Source organism: Acetobacter pasteurianus subsp. pasteurianus LMG 1262 = NBRC 106471 (genome assembly GCF_000285275.1).
In the GTDB taxonomy this organism is placed as follows: domain Bacteria; phylum Pseudomonadota; class Alphaproteobacteria; order Acetobacterales; family Acetobacteraceae; genus Acetobacter; species Acetobacter pasteurianus.
On the sequence record NZ_CADO01000026.1, the window covers coordinates 58,650 to 77,040 of the forward strand.

The 18,391-nt window shown below is 57.1% G+C and carries 18 protein-coding genes; 15 read left to right on the plus strand and 3 right to left on the minus strand.

Annotated features, from left to right (window positions below; genetic code table 11):
* Positions 1 to 37: 37 nt before the first annotated feature.
* Positions 38 to 1,375, plus strand: a complete 1,338-nt coding sequence (locus APA10_RS06635; RefSeq protein WP_003622519.1) for a DEAD/DEAH box helicase — start codon at positions 38 to 40, stop codon at positions 1,373 to 1,375.
* 76 nt (positions 1,376 to 1,451) lie between these two features.
* On the opposite strand, the gene APA10_RS06640 is transcribed toward APA10_RS06635, so the two are convergent.
* From APA10_RS06640 to APA10_RS06650, 3 genes are all read right to left on the minus strand, one after another.
* Complete coding sequence (locus APA10_RS06640) at positions 1,452 to 2,417, minus strand: exonuclease/endonuclease/phosphatase family protein (protein ID WP_080587124.1); 966 nt, start codon at positions 2,415 to 2,417, stop codon at positions 1,452 to 1,454.
* Positions 2,350 to 3,036, minus strand: coding sequence for a carbonic anhydrase (locus APA10_RS06645; RefSeq protein ID WP_003622524.1), 687 nt, complete (start codon positions 3,034 to 3,036; stop codon positions 2,350 to 2,352). The genes APA10_RS06640 and APA10_RS06645 overlap by 68 nt, the downstream gene beginning before the upstream one ends.
* A gap of 157 nt (positions 3,037 to 3,193) precedes the next feature.
* Positions 3,194 to 3,817, minus strand: a complete 624-nt coding sequence (locus APA10_RS06650) for a LabA-like NYN domain-containing protein (RefSeq protein WP_003622527.1) — start codon at positions 3,815 to 3,817, stop codon at positions 3,194 to 3,196.
* A gap of 156 nt (positions 3,818 to 3,973) precedes the next feature.
* Here APA10_RS06650 and folK point away from each other — a divergent pair, with 156 nt between their 5' ends.
* From folK to bamA, 14 genes are all read left to right on the plus strand, one after another.
* Positions 3,974 to 4,486 (plus strand): 2-amino-4-hydroxy-6-hydroxymethyldihydropteridine diphosphokinase, encoded by a 513-nt coding sequence (gene folK / locus APA10_RS06655; protein ID WP_003629086.1) that lies wholly within the window; start codon positions 3,974 to 3,976, stop codon positions 4,484 to 4,486.
* A 90-nt stretch (positions 4,487 to 4,576) separates the two neighbouring features.
* Positions 4,577 to 4,948 carry a DNA-directed RNA polymerase subunit omega gene (rpoZ, locus tag APA10_RS06660; RefSeq protein ID WP_003622533.1) on the plus strand — a complete coding sequence of 124 codons (372 nt, stop codon included), beginning with the start codon at positions 4,577 to 4,579 and terminating at the stop codon, positions 4,946 to 4,948.
* 5 nt (positions 4,949 to 4,953) lie between these two features.
* Positions 4,954 to 7,326 carry a RelA/SpoT family protein gene (locus APA10_RS06665; protein ID WP_035365713.1) on the plus strand — a complete coding sequence of 791 codons (2,373 nt, stop codon included), beginning with the start codon at positions 4,954 to 4,956 and terminating at the stop codon, positions 7,324 to 7,326.
* Entirely contained in the window at positions 7,323 to 7,730 is a 408-nt protein-coding gene (acpS, locus tag APA10_RS06670) for a holo-ACP synthase (protein ID WP_003629088.1), read from the plus strand. The genes APA10_RS06665 and acpS overlap by 4 nt, the downstream gene beginning before the upstream one ends.
* 88 nt (positions 7,731 to 7,818) lie before the next feature.
* A complete protein-coding gene (lepB, locus tag APA10_RS06675) occupies positions 7,819 to 8,625 on the plus strand; it encodes a signal peptidase I (RefSeq protein WP_003622540.1) in 807 nt (268 codons plus the stop codon).
* 14 nt (positions 8,626 to 8,639) lie between these two features.
* The gene (rnc, locus tag APA10_RS06680; protein ID WP_003622542.1) at positions 8,640 to 9,356 is read left to right on the plus strand and encodes a ribonuclease III; all 717 of its coding nucleotides are present in this window, start codon (positions 8,640 to 8,642) and stop codon (positions 9,354 to 9,356) included.
* Between the two features lie 6 nt (positions 9,357 to 9,362).
* Positions 9,363 to 10,265 (plus strand): GTPase Era, encoded by a 903-nt coding sequence (gene era, locus APA10_RS06685; RefSeq protein WP_003622545.1) that lies wholly within the window; start codon positions 9,363 to 9,365, stop codon positions 10,263 to 10,265.
* Between the two features lie 113 nt (positions 10,266 to 10,378).
* Complete coding sequence (gene pyrH, locus APA10_RS06690; RefSeq protein ID WP_003622547.1) at positions 10,379 to 11,116, plus strand: UMP kinase; 738 nt, start codon at positions 10,379 to 10,381, stop codon at positions 11,114 to 11,116.
* 148 nt (positions 11,117 to 11,264) lie between these two features.
* Positions 11,265 to 11,786 (plus strand): ribosome recycling factor, encoded by a 522-nt coding sequence (gene frr / locus APA10_RS06695; protein WP_044583078.1) that lies wholly within the window; start codon positions 11,265 to 11,267, stop codon positions 11,784 to 11,786.
* A 62-nt stretch (positions 11,787 to 11,848) separates the two neighbouring features.
* Positions 11,849 to 12,589: a polyprenyl diphosphate synthase gene (gene uppS / locus APA10_RS06700; protein ID WP_003629090.1), complete on the plus strand. Its 741-nt coding sequence runs from the start codon at positions 11,849 to 11,851 to the stop codon at positions 12,587 to 12,589.
* Positions 12,586 to 13,422 (plus strand): phosphatidate cytidylyltransferase, encoded by an 837-nt coding sequence (locus APA10_RS06705; protein ID WP_003629092.1) that lies wholly within the window; start codon positions 12,586 to 12,588, stop codon positions 13,420 to 13,422. The genes uppS and APA10_RS06705 overlap by 4 nt, the downstream gene beginning before the upstream one ends.
* A gap of 75 nt (positions 13,423 to 13,497) precedes the next feature.
* Positions 13,498 to 14,655: a 1-deoxy-D-xylulose-5-phosphate reductoisomerase gene (gene dxr / locus APA10_RS06710; RefSeq protein ID WP_035365715.1), complete on the plus strand. Its 1,158-nt coding sequence runs from the start codon at positions 13,498 to 13,500 to the stop codon at positions 14,653 to 14,655.
* Positions 14,656 to 14,686: 31 nt separating this feature from the next.
* Entirely contained in the window at positions 14,687 to 15,799 is a 1,113-nt protein-coding gene (gene rseP, locus APA10_RS06715; protein ID WP_080587125.1) for an RIP metalloprotease RseP, read from the plus strand.
* Between the two features lie 85 nt (positions 15,800 to 15,884).
* Positions 15,885 to 18,389, plus strand: a complete 2,505-nt coding sequence (gene bamA, locus APA10_RS06720) for an outer membrane protein assembly factor BamA (protein ID WP_050923457.1) — start codon at positions 15,885 to 15,887, stop codon at positions 18,387 to 18,389.
* Positions 18,390 to 18,391 lie beyond the last annotated feature (2 nt).

Below are 18,391 nucleotides of genomic sequence, written 5' to 3' on the forward strand. Positions count from 1 at the left end.
ATCTCGTTTTCAGGCTGCACAAATAAGGTTGGCCCTGATGACCAAATTTTCCGATCTAGCACTTGCTCCACCACTGCTGAAGGCACTGGCAGAGCAGGGTTATGATACACCCACTCCTATTCAGGAACGTTCCATCCCCTATCTGTTGCAGGGGCGTGATCTGCTGGGTCTGGCCCAGACAGGCACAGGCAAAACCGCATCTTTTGCGCTGCCTATTCTGGAACATCTGATCAAAAACCCCCGCGCAAACACGCCCAAGCAGCCGCGTGTTCTGGTGCTGGCCCCCACGCGTGAGCTTGTGGCCCAGATTAGCGATAGCTTTAAGGCTTACGCACGCCACATGAAGTTTACGCAGGCCGTTGTGTTCGGCGGTGTAGGCCAGGGCAGGCAGGTTGAAGCCATGCGCCGTGGTGTAGATGTGCTTGTGGCTGCACCGGGCCGTCTGCTTGATCTGATGGGTCAGGGCTTTATTGACCTGTCCGGTCTGGAAATTCTGGTGCTGGACGAAGCCGACCGCATGCTGGACATGGGTTTTGTGCGCGATATCCGCCGCATCATGACCTTTGTGCCAGAGCAGCGTCAGACGCTTCTGTTCTCTGCCACCATGCCGCGCAGCATTGAAGATCTGGCAGCATCCTTGCTGAATGATCCGGCACGCGTTGAAGTGGCACCGCCTTCCAGCACGGTGGATCGTATTCAGCAGGCTGTCATGTTCGTAAATGGCGCGGGCGATAAGCGCGATGCGTTGCTGAACATGGTGGAATCTCCCAAGGTTTCCCGCGCTGTGGTGTTCACGCTCATGAAGCATGAAGCCAACAAGGTTGCGGAATTTCTGAACAAGAACAACGTGGTGGCAGAAGCCATTCACGGCAACAAGTCTCAGGGTGCGCGTGAGCGAGCCATGAAGGGCTTCCGCTCCGGTTCCGTTAAGGTGCTGGTGGCAACAGATATTGCTGCCCGCGGTATTGATGTGGACGACGTAAGCCACGTGTTCAATTACGATCTGCCAAACGTGCCGGAAAGCTACGTGCACCGCATTGGTCGTACAGCACGTGCGGGGCGTGATGGCTGGGCTGTTTCCTTCTGCGATGCAGAACAGCGGGCTTGGCTGCGTGATATTGAACGCACCATTGGCAAGACTGTGCCGGTGGTTCGGGATCATCCGTGGCACTCGGCTGAGGCCGAAGCTTCCACCATGCGTCCGCCTGTTCTGGGTGGCGGTGGCCGTGGCCGTGGTGGCCCGCGCGGCGGTGGTGCTCCACGTGGTGGCGCACCTCGTGGGGGTGCTCCCGGTGGTGGTCGTGGTGGCCCGCGCCGTTCCGGTGGTGGTGCTCGCAGCGGTGGCCGTTCCGGTGCACCTGCTGGCCGCATGTAATATCTCAGGCGCATAGCTTGCAAAATAAGGCTGCTGCATCCTTTGGGTGCGGCAGCTTTTTTTGTTTTGGGGTGCGCTAAGGCTGTGGCTGTTTTTTGGTGGATGGTAAACGTAGTGAGATGGAAACGGGGCAGTGATCGGAAAGGTTTTGCCCGGTTTCCTCCGCCAAAGGTATCACGCGCAAGGAGTTAGGGACTTTCCATGCCCGTGCGGCTCCACCCAGAATAATGTGGTCTATAAAATAGCTGCCACCTTGGCATGGGCTTGCCATGCCAGCGGTTGCCAGATCCAGCGGTGCAATACGTAACAGCGTAAGAAACAGCGGATCATGCACCGTAAGGTGGCGGTTAAAATCTCCCATAATGGCGAAGGCTTCATGGTGTTGGGTGCGGTCGGCCACCCAATCATCCAGCGCGGCAAATTGCTGCCAAAGCGTTGTGCAGGCAGGGCGGGAAGCATGGAGCAGGTTATCTGGGCATCCGGCTTTAAGATGCACAACCAGAATGCGCAGGGCCTGCCCGTTCTGGTGCAGCGTAATATCCAGCCCACTGCGTAAGTGATGGTGCGTGGCCGGGGCTGTTGCGTAGGCATCCAGCGCCGTAACATCCGGGTTTTGTTCAAACGGAATATCTGCCCGCACAGCCAGCGCCGTATGCTGCAATATATGGTCTTGGCTGATGGCAAGGTGATAACGCGCTAATGGAAAAAGCTGCCCGGCACCGGCAGGGCTTTCTACTTCCTGCAAGGCCACAACATCGCCGTGCAAATGGGCGGCATAGCTGGCAAGGCTGGAAATATCGGCAGATGTGCGATGGGGAATATCTGGCGGCGCCTGTGCGTAACCGGGGTGTACCGGATCAAGCAGCCAGTCTAAATTCCATGTGCTGAGTTTAAGTGTGTCTGCTGCGGTTGCCGAAGTAAAACTCAGGCAACACGCAGCCAGAACAAGTGCAGAAAAGAAGAACGAAGGGCCTTTAGGCGGCTTTTTCTTCCATCTGTGTAATAACAGTTTTAATGGGCAGGCTTTTACGTGTTTGTTCATCCAGCACCGTAATTTCACCGGTGCCGATATCATAAAACCACCCTTGCAGGAACAGCGTACCCTTTGCCAGACCAGCGGCCACGGCAGGGTGCGTACGCAAATGCGCCAACTGCAACAGCACGTTCTGTTCTGCAACAGAGCGCACGGTGGCGGGGCCAACATCTTCGCCTGTAAAGGTGTGCAGTGTGGCCGCGCGGGCGGCTTCTGCATTACGCAGCCATTTGCGCACGGTTGGCATTTTATCCAGCCCGTTCTTTTCTGGTTCCAGCAGAGCCTTCATGGCACCGCAATCAGAATGGCCGCACACAATAATGGTGGAAACCCCAAGGCCCAGAACAGCATATTCCACTGCGGAGGACACACCACCCAGCATTTCACCATATGCGGGTACAAGGTTGCCAATGTTGCGCAGAATAAACAAATCACCCGGCCCTGTCTGGGTAATCAGGTTAGGGTTAATGCGGCTATCTGCACATGCAATAAACAGAGCTTCTGGTGCTTGCCCTTTTGCCAGGCTGGCAAACAGTTCTTTCTTGGCAGGGAAAATTTCGGTGTTGAAGTGCTCAACGCCACGCAGCAGGGAAAGAAGGCTGCTTCTGGCTTCAGAACATGAGGGCATATAAAAACTCCGGCAAATTACTATGTCGGTTCACCCTTGTAACAAAAGGGCTTCAACAATGGTGACGGTTAAATAACGGCAAGACAACTTGAGAGTTTTGCACGCAGATGAAAAAAAATGCCACCCTCTGTTAGAAGGTGGCATTTGCGTAGAGCGCTTAGCTTAGCGGATCATCTTCATCCGGTTCGCTCATCTGGTCTGCCGGGTGGCGCACGGGTGGGGCATTGGTGCGCACGGGGCGGGGGTTTTCTGTTTGCCTGCGGGTAAAGTTGCCAGCCAGAGCGGAAAGTTCCAGAAACTGGTCAGCCTGCCTGCGCAAATCATCCCCAATCAACGGCGGGGTGGAGCGCATGGAGGAAACAACGGAAACCCGCGTGCCCTGCCGCTGCACGGCTTCCACCACGCGGCGGAAATCGGAATCGCCGCTGAACAGAATGGCGTGGTCGATATGCGGGGCCATTTCCATCATGTCCACGGCAATTTCTATGTCCATATTGCCTTTTACGCGGCGCTTGCCGGTGGAATCGGTAAATTCGCGCGCAGGTTTGGTGACAAGAAAATACCCGTTATAGGAAAGCCAGTCCGTAAGGGGCTTAAGCGGAGAGTAATCTTCCGTATCCAGAATGGCGGCGTAATAATAAGCGCGGATGATGTGTGTTTTTGCTGCAAAGAAATCCAACAGCTTTTTGTAGTCTACATCAAAACCAAGGCTGCGGGATGTAGAATAAAGGCTGGAGCCATCAATGAAAAGGCAGGTCTTTTCGGTTTTCTGAAGGTTCATAGTAGGTTTCCTCTAAATACTTTGGGGTGCTGTTTTGGGCATTATTATGAAATGGTCTGAGGTCTTTTCGGTTTTGCTAGAAAGAATGGTAAGATCATCAGATAACGATATCCATCAAATGTGGCAGAATTGTCTGCGTGGAACGAGTTTATAACGATGCCGGAAAATAATACCAGATCAGTGCTGATAGCGATAGGTGCGAATCTTCCGCATTTGCGATTAAGCGCGCGCCAGACGTGTGAACAAGCCGTGCAGGCCTTGAAAAACCTACCCCAATTGGAGGTTGAGGCTGTTTCTCGCTGGTATGAAAGTGCGCCTGTGCCACCATCTGGGCAGCCTCCTTATGTGAATGGGGTTGTGCGTTGCCGCACCACGCTGGAGCCTCTGGCTCTGCTTGATGCGCTTCAAGGGGTGGAAACGCGGTTGGGGCGTGTACGTTCCGTGCCAAATGCAGCGCGCACGCTTGATTTGGATATTATTTCAATAGACAATATACAGCTAAATACAGAGCGACTTATATTGCCGCACCCCCGCGCAACCCAGCGCGCCTTTGTGCTGTACCCCCTGAACGATGTTGCGCCGGAATGGAAAGACCCCGCAACCGGCAAGGGGCTGGATACCCTGCTTAAAGACGTTGCAGGGCAGGAAATACAGCCCGCAAAGGAATAAACTCTTTCGTAGGTGGGGCGGATGCGGTAATATACTCTTTCTGTTCCTGTAAGCATCTATAAGCTGAAACTTGTCTGGAGGCTCTCCGCAATGGCCCGCGTCACCGTTGAAGACTGTGTGGAAAAGGTCCCGAACCGTTTTGAACTGGTGGTCTATGCCGCACAGCGTGCCCGCAATATCTCCCGCGGGGAAGAGCTGACAGTTGATCGGGATAACGATAAAAACCCCGTTGTTGCTCTGCGTGAAATTGCAGATGAAACCGTCTCTCTGCCCGCTCTGCGCAATGATCTGATCCGTTCTCAGGCCCGTGAACCCGAGCCCGAACCCGTGGAAGAAGAAGTGCAGGATCTGGTTCCCACCGAGCAGAACATCTTTGGCTTGCAGGAAGTTTCTGCAGAAGAAGAAGCTGCTGATGATGTGCGGGCTATTGAAGCTGCACTTACCGGTCGCGCACGTCGGTAATTCGGGTGGCGCATACGGGCGGCGATCATTCCCCTCCGGTTCCGGTTTCCGTTAAGGACTCGGGGGAGGGGATCATGCAGCCTGTTAAAACGGACGCTCCAGTAGAAGAAAACACCGCTCCGGTTCCCGCCGCAGAAAATGGTGGGCGGAGTGAGCTGAACTGTGAACGTCTGGTTAACCGGGTGCTCAGTTACGCACCCAAGGCGGATGTAGACAGCATTCGCCGCGCTTTTGCCGTGGCCTACAAGGCGCACGAAAACCAGAAGCGCGATAATGGTGATCCGTACATAACCCATCCGCTTGCCGTGGCCATGATTCTGGCCCGCTTCCGGCTGGATGTGCAGTCCATCTGCACTGCTTTGCTGCACGACACCATAGAAGATACCGGCGTTACCTACGATACGCTCAAGGCGCAGTTTGGCCCCACAGTGGCCGATCTGGTAGATGGCGTTACCAAACTTACCCGGCTGGAGCTGCAATCAGACCGCACCAAGCAGGCGGAAAACTTCCGCAAGCTTGTGCTCGCCATGTCCAAGGACATCCGCGTTCTGCTGGTCAAGCTGGCAGACCGTTTGCACAACATGCGCACCCTGCATTTTGTGGAGCGGCAGGACAGGCGGCAGCGCATTGCGCGTGAAACGCTGGATATCTATGCGCCGCTGGCCGAGCGCATTGGTATGGACCGCGTTAAGACAGAGTTGCAGAACCTGTCCTTCGCGCAGCTTGAGCCAGAAGCCGATGCCACCATCCGCACACGCCTGAACTATCTGCGCGGGCAGGGTGCGGATGTTATTGAAGAAGTGCGGCGTGAACTGCTGCGCCTGTGCCATGAAGCCGGGCTGAAGAATGTTCAGGTTTCCGGGCGCGAGAAATCTCCCTATTCCATCTGGGAGAAAATGCAGCGCCGCAATGTGGCGTTCGAGCAGCTTTCAGACATCATGGCTTTCCGTGTGATCGTGGATACGCGGGAGGATTGCTACATGGCGCTGGGTGCCGTGCACGCGGCCTACCCCATGATAGCCGGGCGGTTTAAGGATTATATCTCCACCCCCAAAGCCAACGGATACCAGAGCCTACATACGGGGGTGACGCTACGCTCCCCCCGCAACCAGAAGATTGAAGTGCAGATCCGCACGCAGGATATGCACGATGTGGCAGAAAACGGTGTGGCCGCGCACTGGGCTTATAAGGAAGGCTCCGGCACGGAAGAGGGCGGCTATGGCGGCCTGCGTCGCCCACGCTGGGTGCAGGATCTGCTGGAAATTCTGGAAGCCTCATCCGCCCCGGATGAGTTTTTGGAAAACACCAAGCTTGAACTGTATCAGGATCAGGTTTTCTGCTTCACGCCCAAGGGTCAGCTTATTTCCCTACCACGTGGGGCTACTCCGGTAGATTTTGCTTACGCCGTGCACAGCCATGTGGGTGATACCTGTGTGGGGGCCAAAATCAATGGTCGCCTGATGCCCTTGCGGCATGAGCTGGAAAACGGCGATCAGGTTGAAATCATGACGGCCCGTGGCGGCGCGCCTTCTCCTTCGTGGGAAAGGTTTGTTGTTACCGGCAAGGCGCGCGCACGTATCCGCCGTTATGTGGCACAGCAGCAGCGTCAGGTCTCGCTGGATGGTGGGCGTGCTGCACTGGCTAAAGCCTTCCGTCAGGAAGGTGTGGACGGCTCTGAAAAGATTCTGGAAACCACGCTCAAGCCACTCAAGCAAAGCTCGCTGACAGATCTGTATGTGGCCGTGGGTGCAGGCAATCTGGCCGCGCGGGATGTGGTGCATACAGCGTACCCCGAACTCAAGCGTGTGCAGCGTGTGCCGCGTATGCTTTCCGGCCTGCCGGGCGTGCTGGGTACGGCAGGGCCGCGTGCGCGTGGGGCAGGTGGTGGTTCTGGCCGCCGGTCTTCCAATGCCGCCGTGCCGCTGGTGGGGCTGGGTGCCGGTGTGGCCGTGCATTACGCTGCCTGCTGCCATCCCCTGCCGGGAGACAGGATTGTCGGCGTGGTGGCCACAGGCCGCGGTGTGACCATTCACACCCGCACCTGCCAGACGCTGGAAAGTTTTTCCGCAACGCCAGAGCGCTTTTTGGATGTGGATTGGGATTACGATGCCATGGCCCGCTCTGGCGGCGCCGGGCAGATGCGGGTTGGCCGTATCAGCATTGTGGCGGAAAACGAGGCCGCCGTGCTGGCCAACATCACCAACTCCATTTCCAAATCCGATGCAGCAATGGTGAACCTCAAAATCGTGCATCGCCAGCTTGATTTCACGGAAATTCTTGTGGATGTGGAAGTGCGCGATCTGCGCCATCTCTCCTCGGTTATTGCCAGCCTGCGCGCGGCTCCCGGCATTACGCAGGCAGACAGGGTGAAATCATGACACTGATTTCCGCCGGAGTGGATCTGTGCGATATGCGGCGGATTGCTCAGGCCCTGGAACGGTTTGGAGATCGGTTTACGCAGCGCGTGTTCACCCAGCAGGAACGCGCAAAGGCAGAAAGCAGATCCGGCCAGGCACGCATTGGGGCCTATGCCAAGCGCTGGGCCGCGAAAGAGGCCTGCGCAAAAGCATTGGGCACCGGCTTTGCGCAAGGGGTGGCGCATAGCCAGATAGGCGTGCATAACCTGCCATCCGGCCAGCCAACATTGGTGCTTACCGGGGCGGCCGCACAAAAACTGGCGCAGTTTATGCCCCCCGGCACTGTGCCCCATATTGTGCTGAGCATGACGGATGAGCCCCCATACGCGCTGGCGCAGGTGCTGGTATCAGCCCGCAAGGCATGAACACCTGCCTTGACATCCAGCGCCCTGCGCGGCTTGATCCGCCGGATTTTTCTTTTTTACTGAACCGCAGGAACGGGCGAGACAGCGTATGAGCACACCGGAACATCCTCCCACCACCGGGGCAAGCAAGCCCGAAAAGGGCGGAAATACCGTGCTGGACTCCCTGCGCACCATCATAACGGTGGTGCTGGTGGTGACAGTGGTGCGCACCTTCCTGTTTGAATCTTTTGTGATCCCATCGGGCTCCATGATCCCAACCCTACAGGTGGGGGATTACATCTGGGTGTCCAAATTCAGCTACGGGTATTCCAAATATTCCTTCCCGTTCTCACCCAACCTGTTTGAAGGGCGTGTTTTTGGGGCGGAACCGCATCGGGGTGATGTAGCTGTTTTCCGCTACACCAAAGATACATCGGTTGATTACATCAAGCGCATTGTAGGCCTGCCGGGAGACCACATTCAGGTCACCAACGGCCATCTGATCTTGAACGGGCAGGAAGTGCCGTGCCTGAACCCCCATAACTACACCACGCGGGATGAAACGCAGGTGGATATGGAAGGCGAAGCCTGCACCGAGCAACTGCCCGGCAGCGCCAACGGCACGGTGGTGAAGCACGATATCCTTAAGCTGACGGATGAAGGCCCGCAGAACAACACGCCTGAATATGTTGTGCCGCCGGGTTACTTCTTTGCTATGGGTGATAACCGGGATGACAGCGCCGATAGCCGCTTTATGGGTGATGGCCCCAAGGATCTGGGCTTTGTGCCCATGGAAAATCTGGTAGGCCGGGCGCAGCGTATTTTCTTCTCGGTTCAGTCTTCCCATCCGTTCTGGCAGGTCTGGTACTGGCCGGCTGAAATCCGCTGGGCGCGTATTCTGCGGGGCGTATCGTGAGAAAACCAAACAACATGTCCGATGCCGCACGCTTCCGGCTGGAAGAGCTGGAAGTGCGCTTGGGCTATCGCTTTGTTAATCCTGATCTGTTGCAGGAGGCGCTTACGCATCGTTCCGCAGCGCACCAGAAGGCAGGCGGGCGCAAGCGGCAGAAAGCCAAGGGCGCAGGCTCTAACGAGCGGCTGGAATTTATAGGAGACCGCGTTCTGGGCCTGCTGATGGCCGAATGGCTGCTGGAGCGCTTCCCGAACGAGCAGGAAGGGGCGCTGGGTTCTCGGCTGGCGCATCTGGTCTCTCGCGTGTCCTTGGCAGAAATTGCGGATAGGCTGGATCTGCCGCAGTCTCTTACAGTTGCGGCGCATGAGGCCCGCGCTGGGGTGCAAACGGCGGCCAACGTAGTGGCCGATGCGCTGGAAGCCGTGCTTGGTGCGGTTTTTCTGGATGGCGGGCTGGAGCCTGCACGCCAGATGGTGCGGGATTGGTGGAAATCTGCGCTGGATGCACAGGCACATCCGCCCAAGGACCCCAAAACCGCATTACAGGAATGGGTGCTTGGCCGTGGGCAAAGTCTGCCTGTGTATGAAACAATAGGGGCAGATGGCCCCTCTCACGCACCGCTGTTTGTGGTGCGCGTTACAGCGGGTGGCCTGTTTGGTGAAGGCCGGGCAGGCAGCAAACGTGCTGCGGAAAGTGCCGCCGCCGCTGATTTACTAGAAAAACTGGAGGGGTAGCCCAGCATGGCTGACGATACCACGCGCTGCGGTTTTGCTGCCCTTGTGGGGGCGCCAAACGCAGGCAAATCAACACTTCTTAACCGCATGGCTGGGGCCAAGCTGTCCATCGTTTCTCCCAAGGCGCAAACCACGCGCTTTCGGGTTCTGGGCATTCTTATGCGCGGGCATAGCCAGATTTTGCTGGTGGACACGCCGGGAATTTTCCGCCCCCGCCGCAAGCTGGACCGCGCCATGGTGGCTGCAGCCTGGACAGGTGCCGAAGATGCAGACATCACGCTGCTGCTGGTAGATGCCCGCAGCGGGCTGACAGAAGCGGTGCAGACCATTATCGAGCGTCTGGCAGAAACCAAGCGCAAGGTCTGGCTGGTGCTGAACAAGACCGATCTTGTGCCTGCCACAGCCCTGCTGCCGCTTACGGCTTCCATTACGGAAAAGCTGCCCGTTGAGCATGTGTTCATGGTAAGCGCACGCACCGGCAATGGTGTGGAAGACCTGCTGGACAAGCTGGCCGCAAGCCTGCCCGAAGGCCCGTATCTGTACCCTGAAGATGATCTGACAGACCTGCCAGATCGGCTTTTGGCTGCCGAACTGGTGCGTGAGCAGATTTTTATGCAAACGCATGAGGAAGTGCCCTACAGCGCCACGGTGGAAACCGAAAGCTATAAGGAACGGCCAGATGGATCTGTGCGCATAGATGCCACCATCTATGTTTCCCGCGCGGGGCACAAAGCTATTCTGATCGGTAATGGCGGGCAGAAAATTCGCCAGATTGGGGAACGCGCACGCAAGCAGCTTTCCAGCCTGCTGGAACGCCCCTGCCACCTGTTTCTGAACGTAAAGGAACGCGGTGGATGGGATGAAGAGCGCGCGCGTTTGCGTGCCATTGGTCTGGACGACGTGCCATAAACTACCGCATGGGCGCTTGTGGCCGTGGGCCATGAAGGATAAGAGGGGGCGATCTCGCCGTATCTGCATACGGTGTGGGATCTGTGTGGGACTTTCTGCAAGATCGAGGGCCAATGACTGCTTCTGTAGGCGAAAAGCCAAGCCGTAAACGCGTGTTGCTCAAGGTGTCGGGGGAAGCCCTGATGGGGAATGGCGCCTTCGGAGTGGATCAGCAGACGGTAGAACGCATTGCCCATGATATTGGCGAAGTGGTGCGTTCCGGCACGGAAGTGTGCCTTGTTGTGGGGGGTGGCAACATCTTCCGCGGGCTGGCGGCAGCCGCCAAGGGCATGGACCGTGCGCAGGGTGATTACGCCGGTATGCTGGCCACCGTTATTAACGCACTGTTGCTGCAAAACGCGCTGGAGCGCGAGCAGATTGCAACGCGGGTGATGTCCGCCATCCATATGTCCTCCATTGCGGAGCCATATATCCGCCGCCGTGCCGTGCGGCACATGGAAAAAGGGCGTGTGGTTATTTTTGCCGCAGGCACAGGCAACCCGTTCTTTACCACGGATACAGCCGCCGCCCTGCGTGCTGCGGAAATGGAATGCGACATGCTGCTGAAAGGCACGCAGGTAGATGGCGTGTATTCCGCAGACCCTAAAAAAGATCCTTCCGCCAAGCGCTATGAAGAGCTGACATACATGGACGTGCTGGCCAACCAGCTAAACGTGATGGATGCCGCCGCCATTAGCCTTGCGCGTGAAAACCGTCTGCCTATCATTGTTTTCAATATTGGCGCGGAAGGGGCCTTCCCGCGTGTGATGCGCAATGAAGGACCTTTCACACGGATTATCGAAGCCGCCTGAAAAGCGCCGCATCATTCTGGCACGCATAAGCCACCAGAATGACCGACAAACTGAACGGGGCATGTAAGGCCATGCCCTGCTGTAGGATGCAACGGGAGAAAACACCGTGTCTGACTTGAATGCTCTGCTGGATGACCTGAAGCGCCGTATGGATGGCGCGCTGGATAGCCTGCGCCGTGATTTTTCCGGCCTGCGCTCTGGCCGCGCAAGCCCGGCTTTGCTGGAACCTGTGCGGGTGGAAGCCTATGGCGGTGAAGTGCCGCTCACACAGGTTGGCTCCATTGCTGTGCCAGAAGCCCGTATGATTACCGTGCAGGTGTGGGACCGCGCACTGGCTGGCGCCGTAGAACGCGCTATCCGTGATTCCGGTCTGGGCCTGAACCCGGCGGGTGAAGGCCAGACCATTCGTGTGCCCATTCCGCAGCTGACGGAAGAACGCCGTAACGAGCTGGCAAAAGCTGCCGCCCGTTATGCAGAAGGCGGCAAGGTGGCCGTGCGTGGCGTGCGCCGTGATGGCATGGACAAAGCCAAGGGCTTTGAAAAGAAAGGTGAAATCAGCCAGGACGATGTTAAAACCTGGTCTGACGCCATTCAGAAACTGACCGACCAGTATGTGAAGAAAATTGATGATATGCTGGCTGATAAAGACAAGGAAATCAAACAGGTCTGAGGCAGTATTGGTGCTTCTTCGGATGTGTTTGTGCACGTTAATGGGGTGGAACCCTGCCTGTTATGTCCACGCGGCTAACTGATAAAAAACCGGCAATTCCAACCCATGTTGCTGTCATCATGGATGGAAACGGGCGCTGGGCGCGCGAACGCGGCCTGCCGCGCCTTGCCGGGCACAGGGCAGGGGCGGAAGCCGTGGCCCGTTGCGTGCGCGCAGCCATGCAGCGTGGTGTGGCGTATCTGACGCTCTATGCGTTTTCATCAGAAAACTGGGCGCGCGGGCAGGAGGAGGTTTCAGACCTCACCGGTCTTTTGCGGTATTATCTGCGCCACAAGGTGCGGGAACTGCATAAGGAAGGCGTGCGGCTACGCTTTATTGGTGATCTGGCCCGTTTTGATGACAGCTTGCGGGAAGAACTGGCGCAGGCCGAATCCTTAACCCGCGGCAATAGCAAGCTCACGCTTATTCTGGCGCTCTCTTACGGTGGGCGGCTGGATATTGTGCAGGCTGCGCAGCGTTTGGCGCAGGAGGCCAAGGATGGCCGCATTGCGCCAGAACAGATTACAGAAAGCGTATTCACCAACTTTCTCTGGACCAGCGGCGTGCCAGACCCCGATGTGGTGGTGCGCACCAGTGGTGAATGCCGGCTTTCCAACTTTCTACTGTGGCAGAGCGCGTATGCCGAACTGGTGTTCCTGAACGTGTTCTGGCCCGATTTTAACGAACGACATTTTGCGATGGTGCTAGACCAGTACGCCCAACGAGAACGGCGCTTTGGCGCCCGCCCGCAAGGCCCGGCATGAGCACGAACGCGCAGGATACCTCGGCTTGGCGTGATCTGCGCCCACGGCTAATGTCTGCTGCGGTGCTGGTAGCTGTGGCTGGTACGTGTATCGGCTTGGGCGGCTTGGCGTATGATGCCCTTATTCTGGGCATGATGGGCGGCATGGCGGTAGAGGCCGCAGCCCTGTTTGGGCTTTCCGTTAAAAGCTGGCGCGGCGTGGTGTATCTGCTGTGGGCCGTGTGTGCGGGGCTTTCTGCCGCTACCGGGCATTGGGCCTATTTTAGCGTTTTCTGCATCAGCTCCTGGATATTTGGTGCCCCGCTTTGCGCCATTATGTGCGTGATCATTCTGGCAGGCACCGCGTTGCTGTGGCTCCGGCAGGGCAGCTTCTGGCCCGTTCTGTTTGTGATTGCCGTTGTGGTGGCCAGCGATAGTTCGGCCTACGTGGCAGGTCGTATTTTTGGTGGCCCCAAACTGGCACCGCGTATCTCTCCGGGTAAAACACGTTCCGGCGCTGTTGGCGGCTTGGTGGGCGCTGTTGCAACCGGCGGTATTGTTGCCACACTTTCCGGCTTAGGTGGCGTGGGTTCCGCACTGGTGTGGGGTGGCATTTTGGGTATTTCCGCCCAAGTGGGGGATCTGGCCGAAAGCGCGATGAAGCGCGCCTTGGGCGTGAAGGATTCGGGCAAGCTGCTGCCGGGGCATGGTGGGCTGCTGGATCGGTTTGATGGGCTGGTGGTGGCTGCACCTGTGGCGGCACTGGTTTCTGTATGTGCGGGGGCTTCCATGCCGTTTTGGGCAGCGGGCGCACGCACCATTTTAAGGGCTCTGGCAGGCCATCTGCCGGGGTAGGGCCAATAGGTGGTGTGGCCGCCTGTTGGGCGGTCTGCCGCCATTTGTATTTTCAGGTTTGGAAAGACGTTAAGCATGAGAACCGTAACCGTTCTGGGCAGCACAGGCAGCATTGGCTGTTCAACCGTAGATCTGCTGGAGCAGGCGCGAGACCAGTTTCGGGTACGGGCGCTTGTGGGGGGCAAAAACGCTGCCAAACTGGCAGAGCAGGCCCGCAGCTTAAAGGCAGAACTGGCCGTTCTGGCGGATGAAAGCGCGTTTGAGGAACTGAAAACCCTGCTGGCAGGCAGCGGCACGGAAGTAGCCTGTGGCCGTCAGGCGGTTATTGATGCCGCAGCCCTTCCGGCAGATTGGACAATGGCTGCCATTACGGGTGCTGCGGGGCTGGAGCCTACGCTGGCAGCGGTTAAAAACGGCAAAAGCATTGCACTGGCCAACAAGGAAGCCTTGGTGTGCGCCGGTGATGTGATGCTACGTGCCGTAAAGGAAGCGGGTGCCACGCTGCTGCCTGTGGATTCTGAGCACAATGCTGTTTTTCAGGCTATGGCCGATCGGCAGATTGATCAGGTTGAAAAAATTATTCTCACAGCATCGGGTGGGCCGTTCCGCACCTCCACGCTGGAAGAAATGCGCGTGGCCACCCGTGCGCAGGCGCTCAAGCACCCAACATGGAGCATGGGGGCCAAAATCAGCATCGATTCTGCCAGCATGTTCAACAAGGGGCTGGAAGTTATTGAGGCCGCCCGTATTTTTAACCTGCCGGAAAACAAGATTGATGTGCTGGTGCATCCGCAATCTGTGGTGCACGGCATGGTGCAGTACACAGATGGCAGCCTGATTGCCCAGATGGGCTCTGCCGATATGCGTATCCCCATTGCCCACACACTCACATGGCCCAAGCGTATGGCCACCACGTCTCCGCGTTTGGATCTGGCAGCTTTTGGCAAGCTGGAATTCTATGCGCCGGATGAAGTGCGCTTTCCCGCGCTGCGCCTTGCGCGTGAGGCCCTGCGTAAGGGTGGGGCAGCATCTGCCATCCTTTCTGCTGCCAATGAAATTGCGGTTGATGCCTTCCTGCATGAACAGATCGGCTTTTTGGATATCTCCCGTATTGTGGAAGAGGTGATGGTGGCCCTTGGCGCACCGCCAGCAGATACGCTGGATGCCGTGCTGCATTGGGATGCCGAGGCACGCCGTGCCGCACAGCGCCTGATTCCCGCCCACGCGGCTTGAGAAAACGCAGCCCCCAGCCGATATCGGAAGAATGATGATACACGATTACCTGCGTACACTGCTTTCCTTCGTTTTCGTGCTGGGTGTGTTGGTGAGCTTTCACGAACTTGGCCACTATCTGGCGGCCAAGTGGCGCGGCGTGCATGTGGAGGTGTTCTCGCTCGGGTTTGGCCCGGCCTTGTTCCGCTGGCGCGATAAATCTGGCACGGAATGGCGTGTCTGCCCCATCCCCTTGGGTGGTTACGTACGCCCCCACGGGTTTGAAGACCCCGAAGATGCCACGCCAGAGCAAAAGGCGGCGTGGATTAAGGGCCGCACCTTCCACGATAAATCGGTTTTCTCCCGCGCCATCGTTATTCTGGCGGGGCCGATTTTTAACTTCATTCTGGCCTTTGTGCTGTTTGCGCTGCTGTTTGCCACAACGGGCCAACCGCATGTGCGTGATCAGATTGCAACCGTCATGCCAAATGGTGCGGCGGCTGTGGCTGGCGTGCAACAGGGCGATGTCATTCAGCGTATCGGCAGCCACGATGTAACGGGTGTGGAGGATATTCAGGCCACCATTTCCACGCAGGCTGGCGCACAAACCACGCTGACCGTCAAACGCGGCGAACAGAGCGTGACGTTGCCGATCACCATCGGCAAGGCCCCGGATTCGACTTCCCAAAAACCGCATGGCCAGCTTGGCATTATTTTTGCCACGGAAGTGGGCAAGCCACTGCCATTTCCGCAGGCTGTTGTGGCGGGGGGGGAAGCCACGTGGAACGCCAGCGTGCAAACGCTGGATGGCGTGTGGCAGATTCTCTCTGGCCAGCATACAGCCAAAGATTTGGGCGGTCCGCTCAAGATTGCGCAACTTTCCGGGCAGGTGGCGCAGTATGGGTTTGCCAGCCTGTTGTCCTTTATGGCGCTGCTTTCTGTTAACCTTGGGCTGATTAATCTCTTCCCCGTGCCGCTTCTTGATGGTGGACGTCTGGTTTTTTATGCCATAGAGGCAATAAGAGGCCGCCCGGTTTCCAAGCGGGTGCAAGAGATCAGTTTTCAGGTTGGATTTGCATTGCTTGCAGGCCTGTTCCTGTTCTCCACGTTCAATGACCTTTCAGGTTTTGGCCTGTTCAGGTGGATTGCTTCGCTTGTAGGATGAATGACGGCGGGAACAGGAAGGGAAGTGCTTGCGTGACAGGGGTGATTTCGGATACCTCCCGTTGCGGGCGGAATGAGAACGGAAGATGGGCTTTCGTACGAAAAGCGACCCGGATGGAAGGAAGCAGATCTTGACGGGTAAGCGTTCAGCCCTGTTCGTTTCTGTCTGTGTGCTACCTTTTGTGATGGTGGATGGCAGACAGGCATCCGCCGCATCAACAGAAGGTACAAGTGCTGCCGCACCAGCGGCAGTGGTGGCGCCATCCCGCGCTATACATGCGCGCACGCCGCGCATTTCCGAATCCACATCATCTGTTGCGCCTACGGGCGGATATATTGAAGATATCCGGGTATCGGGTAACACCCGTATCGAAACCAACACCGTGCTGTCCTACATGGTTGCACGTGTGGGGGACCCGTTCAGCCAGGATGATCTGGACCGTTCGCTCAAGACCCTTTACGCCACCGGCCTGTTCAAGGACGTAACGCTGCGGCGTGATGGCAACATCCTTCTGGTGCGCCTGAAGGAAAACCCCATCGTCAACCGTATCGTGTTCGAGGGGAACCACGCGGCCAAGGATGAAGACCTGCGCAAGGTGCTGGCGCTACGCCCGCGTGCGGTGTTCTCGGCCGAAACCACGGCGGATGACCGCCAGCGCATTCTGGAAGTGTATGCCCAGAAGGCCCGCTTTGCGGCTGTGGTCACACCCCAGATTATCAAGCTGGCCCATAACCGTGTGGATGTGGTTTTCCAGATTAACGAAGGGCCGCAGACACTCATCAGCAAGATCGCGTTTGTGGGCAACAAGGCTTACAGCGAATCCAGTCTGGCGGGTGTTGTTTCCTCCAAGGAAACAGCTTGGTACCACTTCCTGTCCTCATCCGATGAGTACAACCCCGAACGTATTAAATACGATGCGGAATTGCTGCGCCGGTTTTACCTGCGCAACGGGTTTGTGGATTTTCAGATCAAGGACGTAAAAGGCGAGCTCTCGCCGGATCGGAAGTCCTTCTACGTCACCTTCACCATGGATGAAGGTGTGCGCTACCGTTTGGGTAAGGTGGATATCCGCTCCAGCTTGCGCCATGTGCCGGCTAAATCTCTGCGTAAGTATGTCGAGCTGTTCCCGCACCAGTGGTACGATGGCAAGGCCGTGCAGGATAACGCCACGGATATGGAGGAAATCCTTCAGGCCGAAGGGCATCCGTTTACGCAGGTACGCCCCACCATTGCCCGCAATCCGGAAAAGCGGATTGTAAACCTGCTGTTTGATGTGAGCGAAGGCCCGCGCCATTACGTTGAGCGTATTGACGTGAACGGCAACACTATCACGCAGGATAACGTGGTGCGCCGCCAGTTGCCGTTTGCTGAGGGTGACCCCTACACAACCAGCTACAAGAAGTACGCCAAGGAAGCGGTGCAGGATCTGGGCTTCTTCAAGAGCGTGGATGTATCCACCTCCCAAGGCTCTGCGCCTGATCGCACCAATGTGGCTGTTAACGTGGTGGAAAAACCCACTGGCGAATTCTCGCTGGGTGGTGGTTACTCCACCGACGTGGGCGTGATCGGTAACGTCGGGCTGAAACAGCATAACCTGTTGGGCACCGGGGTTGATGCCGGGTTCTCCGGTACGGTTTCGCAGTGGCAGAAGCAGGCAGATATCTCCATCACCAACCCTGCATTCATGGGGCGCAACCTTGTTGCCGGTGCGGATATCTTCTTTGTTGAAAACAACTACCAGACCTATCAGAACTATTCTGAAGGCCGCTACGGTATCACCCTGCGTATGGGGTATTCGTACAACCGCTACCTGTCCCAGTCCTGGAACTACAGCCTGATTCGCCGTTGGGTGGGTGATACGTGGGATCAGTCCTCCTACTACGTGCTGGACCAGAAGGGTAAGTCTCTGCTCTCGCAGATCGGCACAACCCTTATGTATGATACGCGTGATAACCGCATGGCGCCGCATAGTGGGTACTATGTGTCTGTAGGTGGTGACTTTGCCGGTATTGGCGGCGATGAAAAATACGTCCGCGGCAAGGTTAACGGTGCGTATTATGTGCCGTTGGATGATATCACCAACAGCCATAGCTGGACGTTCATGGTGCGCGGTGGTGCCGGGTACATGGCCGACTGGGGCAATGGCCGCCACGATATTATCGATAACTTCTATCTGGGTGGTAACAACCTACGCGGCTTCCTGGATGGTGGTGCAGGCCCGCGTAGTGTGGGTATCCTGAACCATTCCTCCGAAGATCTGTTGGGTGGGCGCTTTATGTATAACGCTTCCGCCCAGCTTAACTTCCCTATTCCGTTCCTGTCTGACATGGGTATTGGCGGACGTGCGTTTGTGGATACCGGGAGTGTCGCTGGTTTGCGTGTGAAGCGCCTTTATACAAGCAAGGCGAATGATGGTATCTATTACACGCCCATCAGCGGTGATACGTTGCGCCCACGTGTAAGTGCTGGTGCTGGTTTTTCATGGAAAAGTCCGTTTGGTCTGCTGAACATCGATCTGGGTGTGCCCGTTATGCGGAGCCATAATGACCGCACGCAGCTCCTTCGCTTTGGCTTCGGCCAGCAATTCTGAGG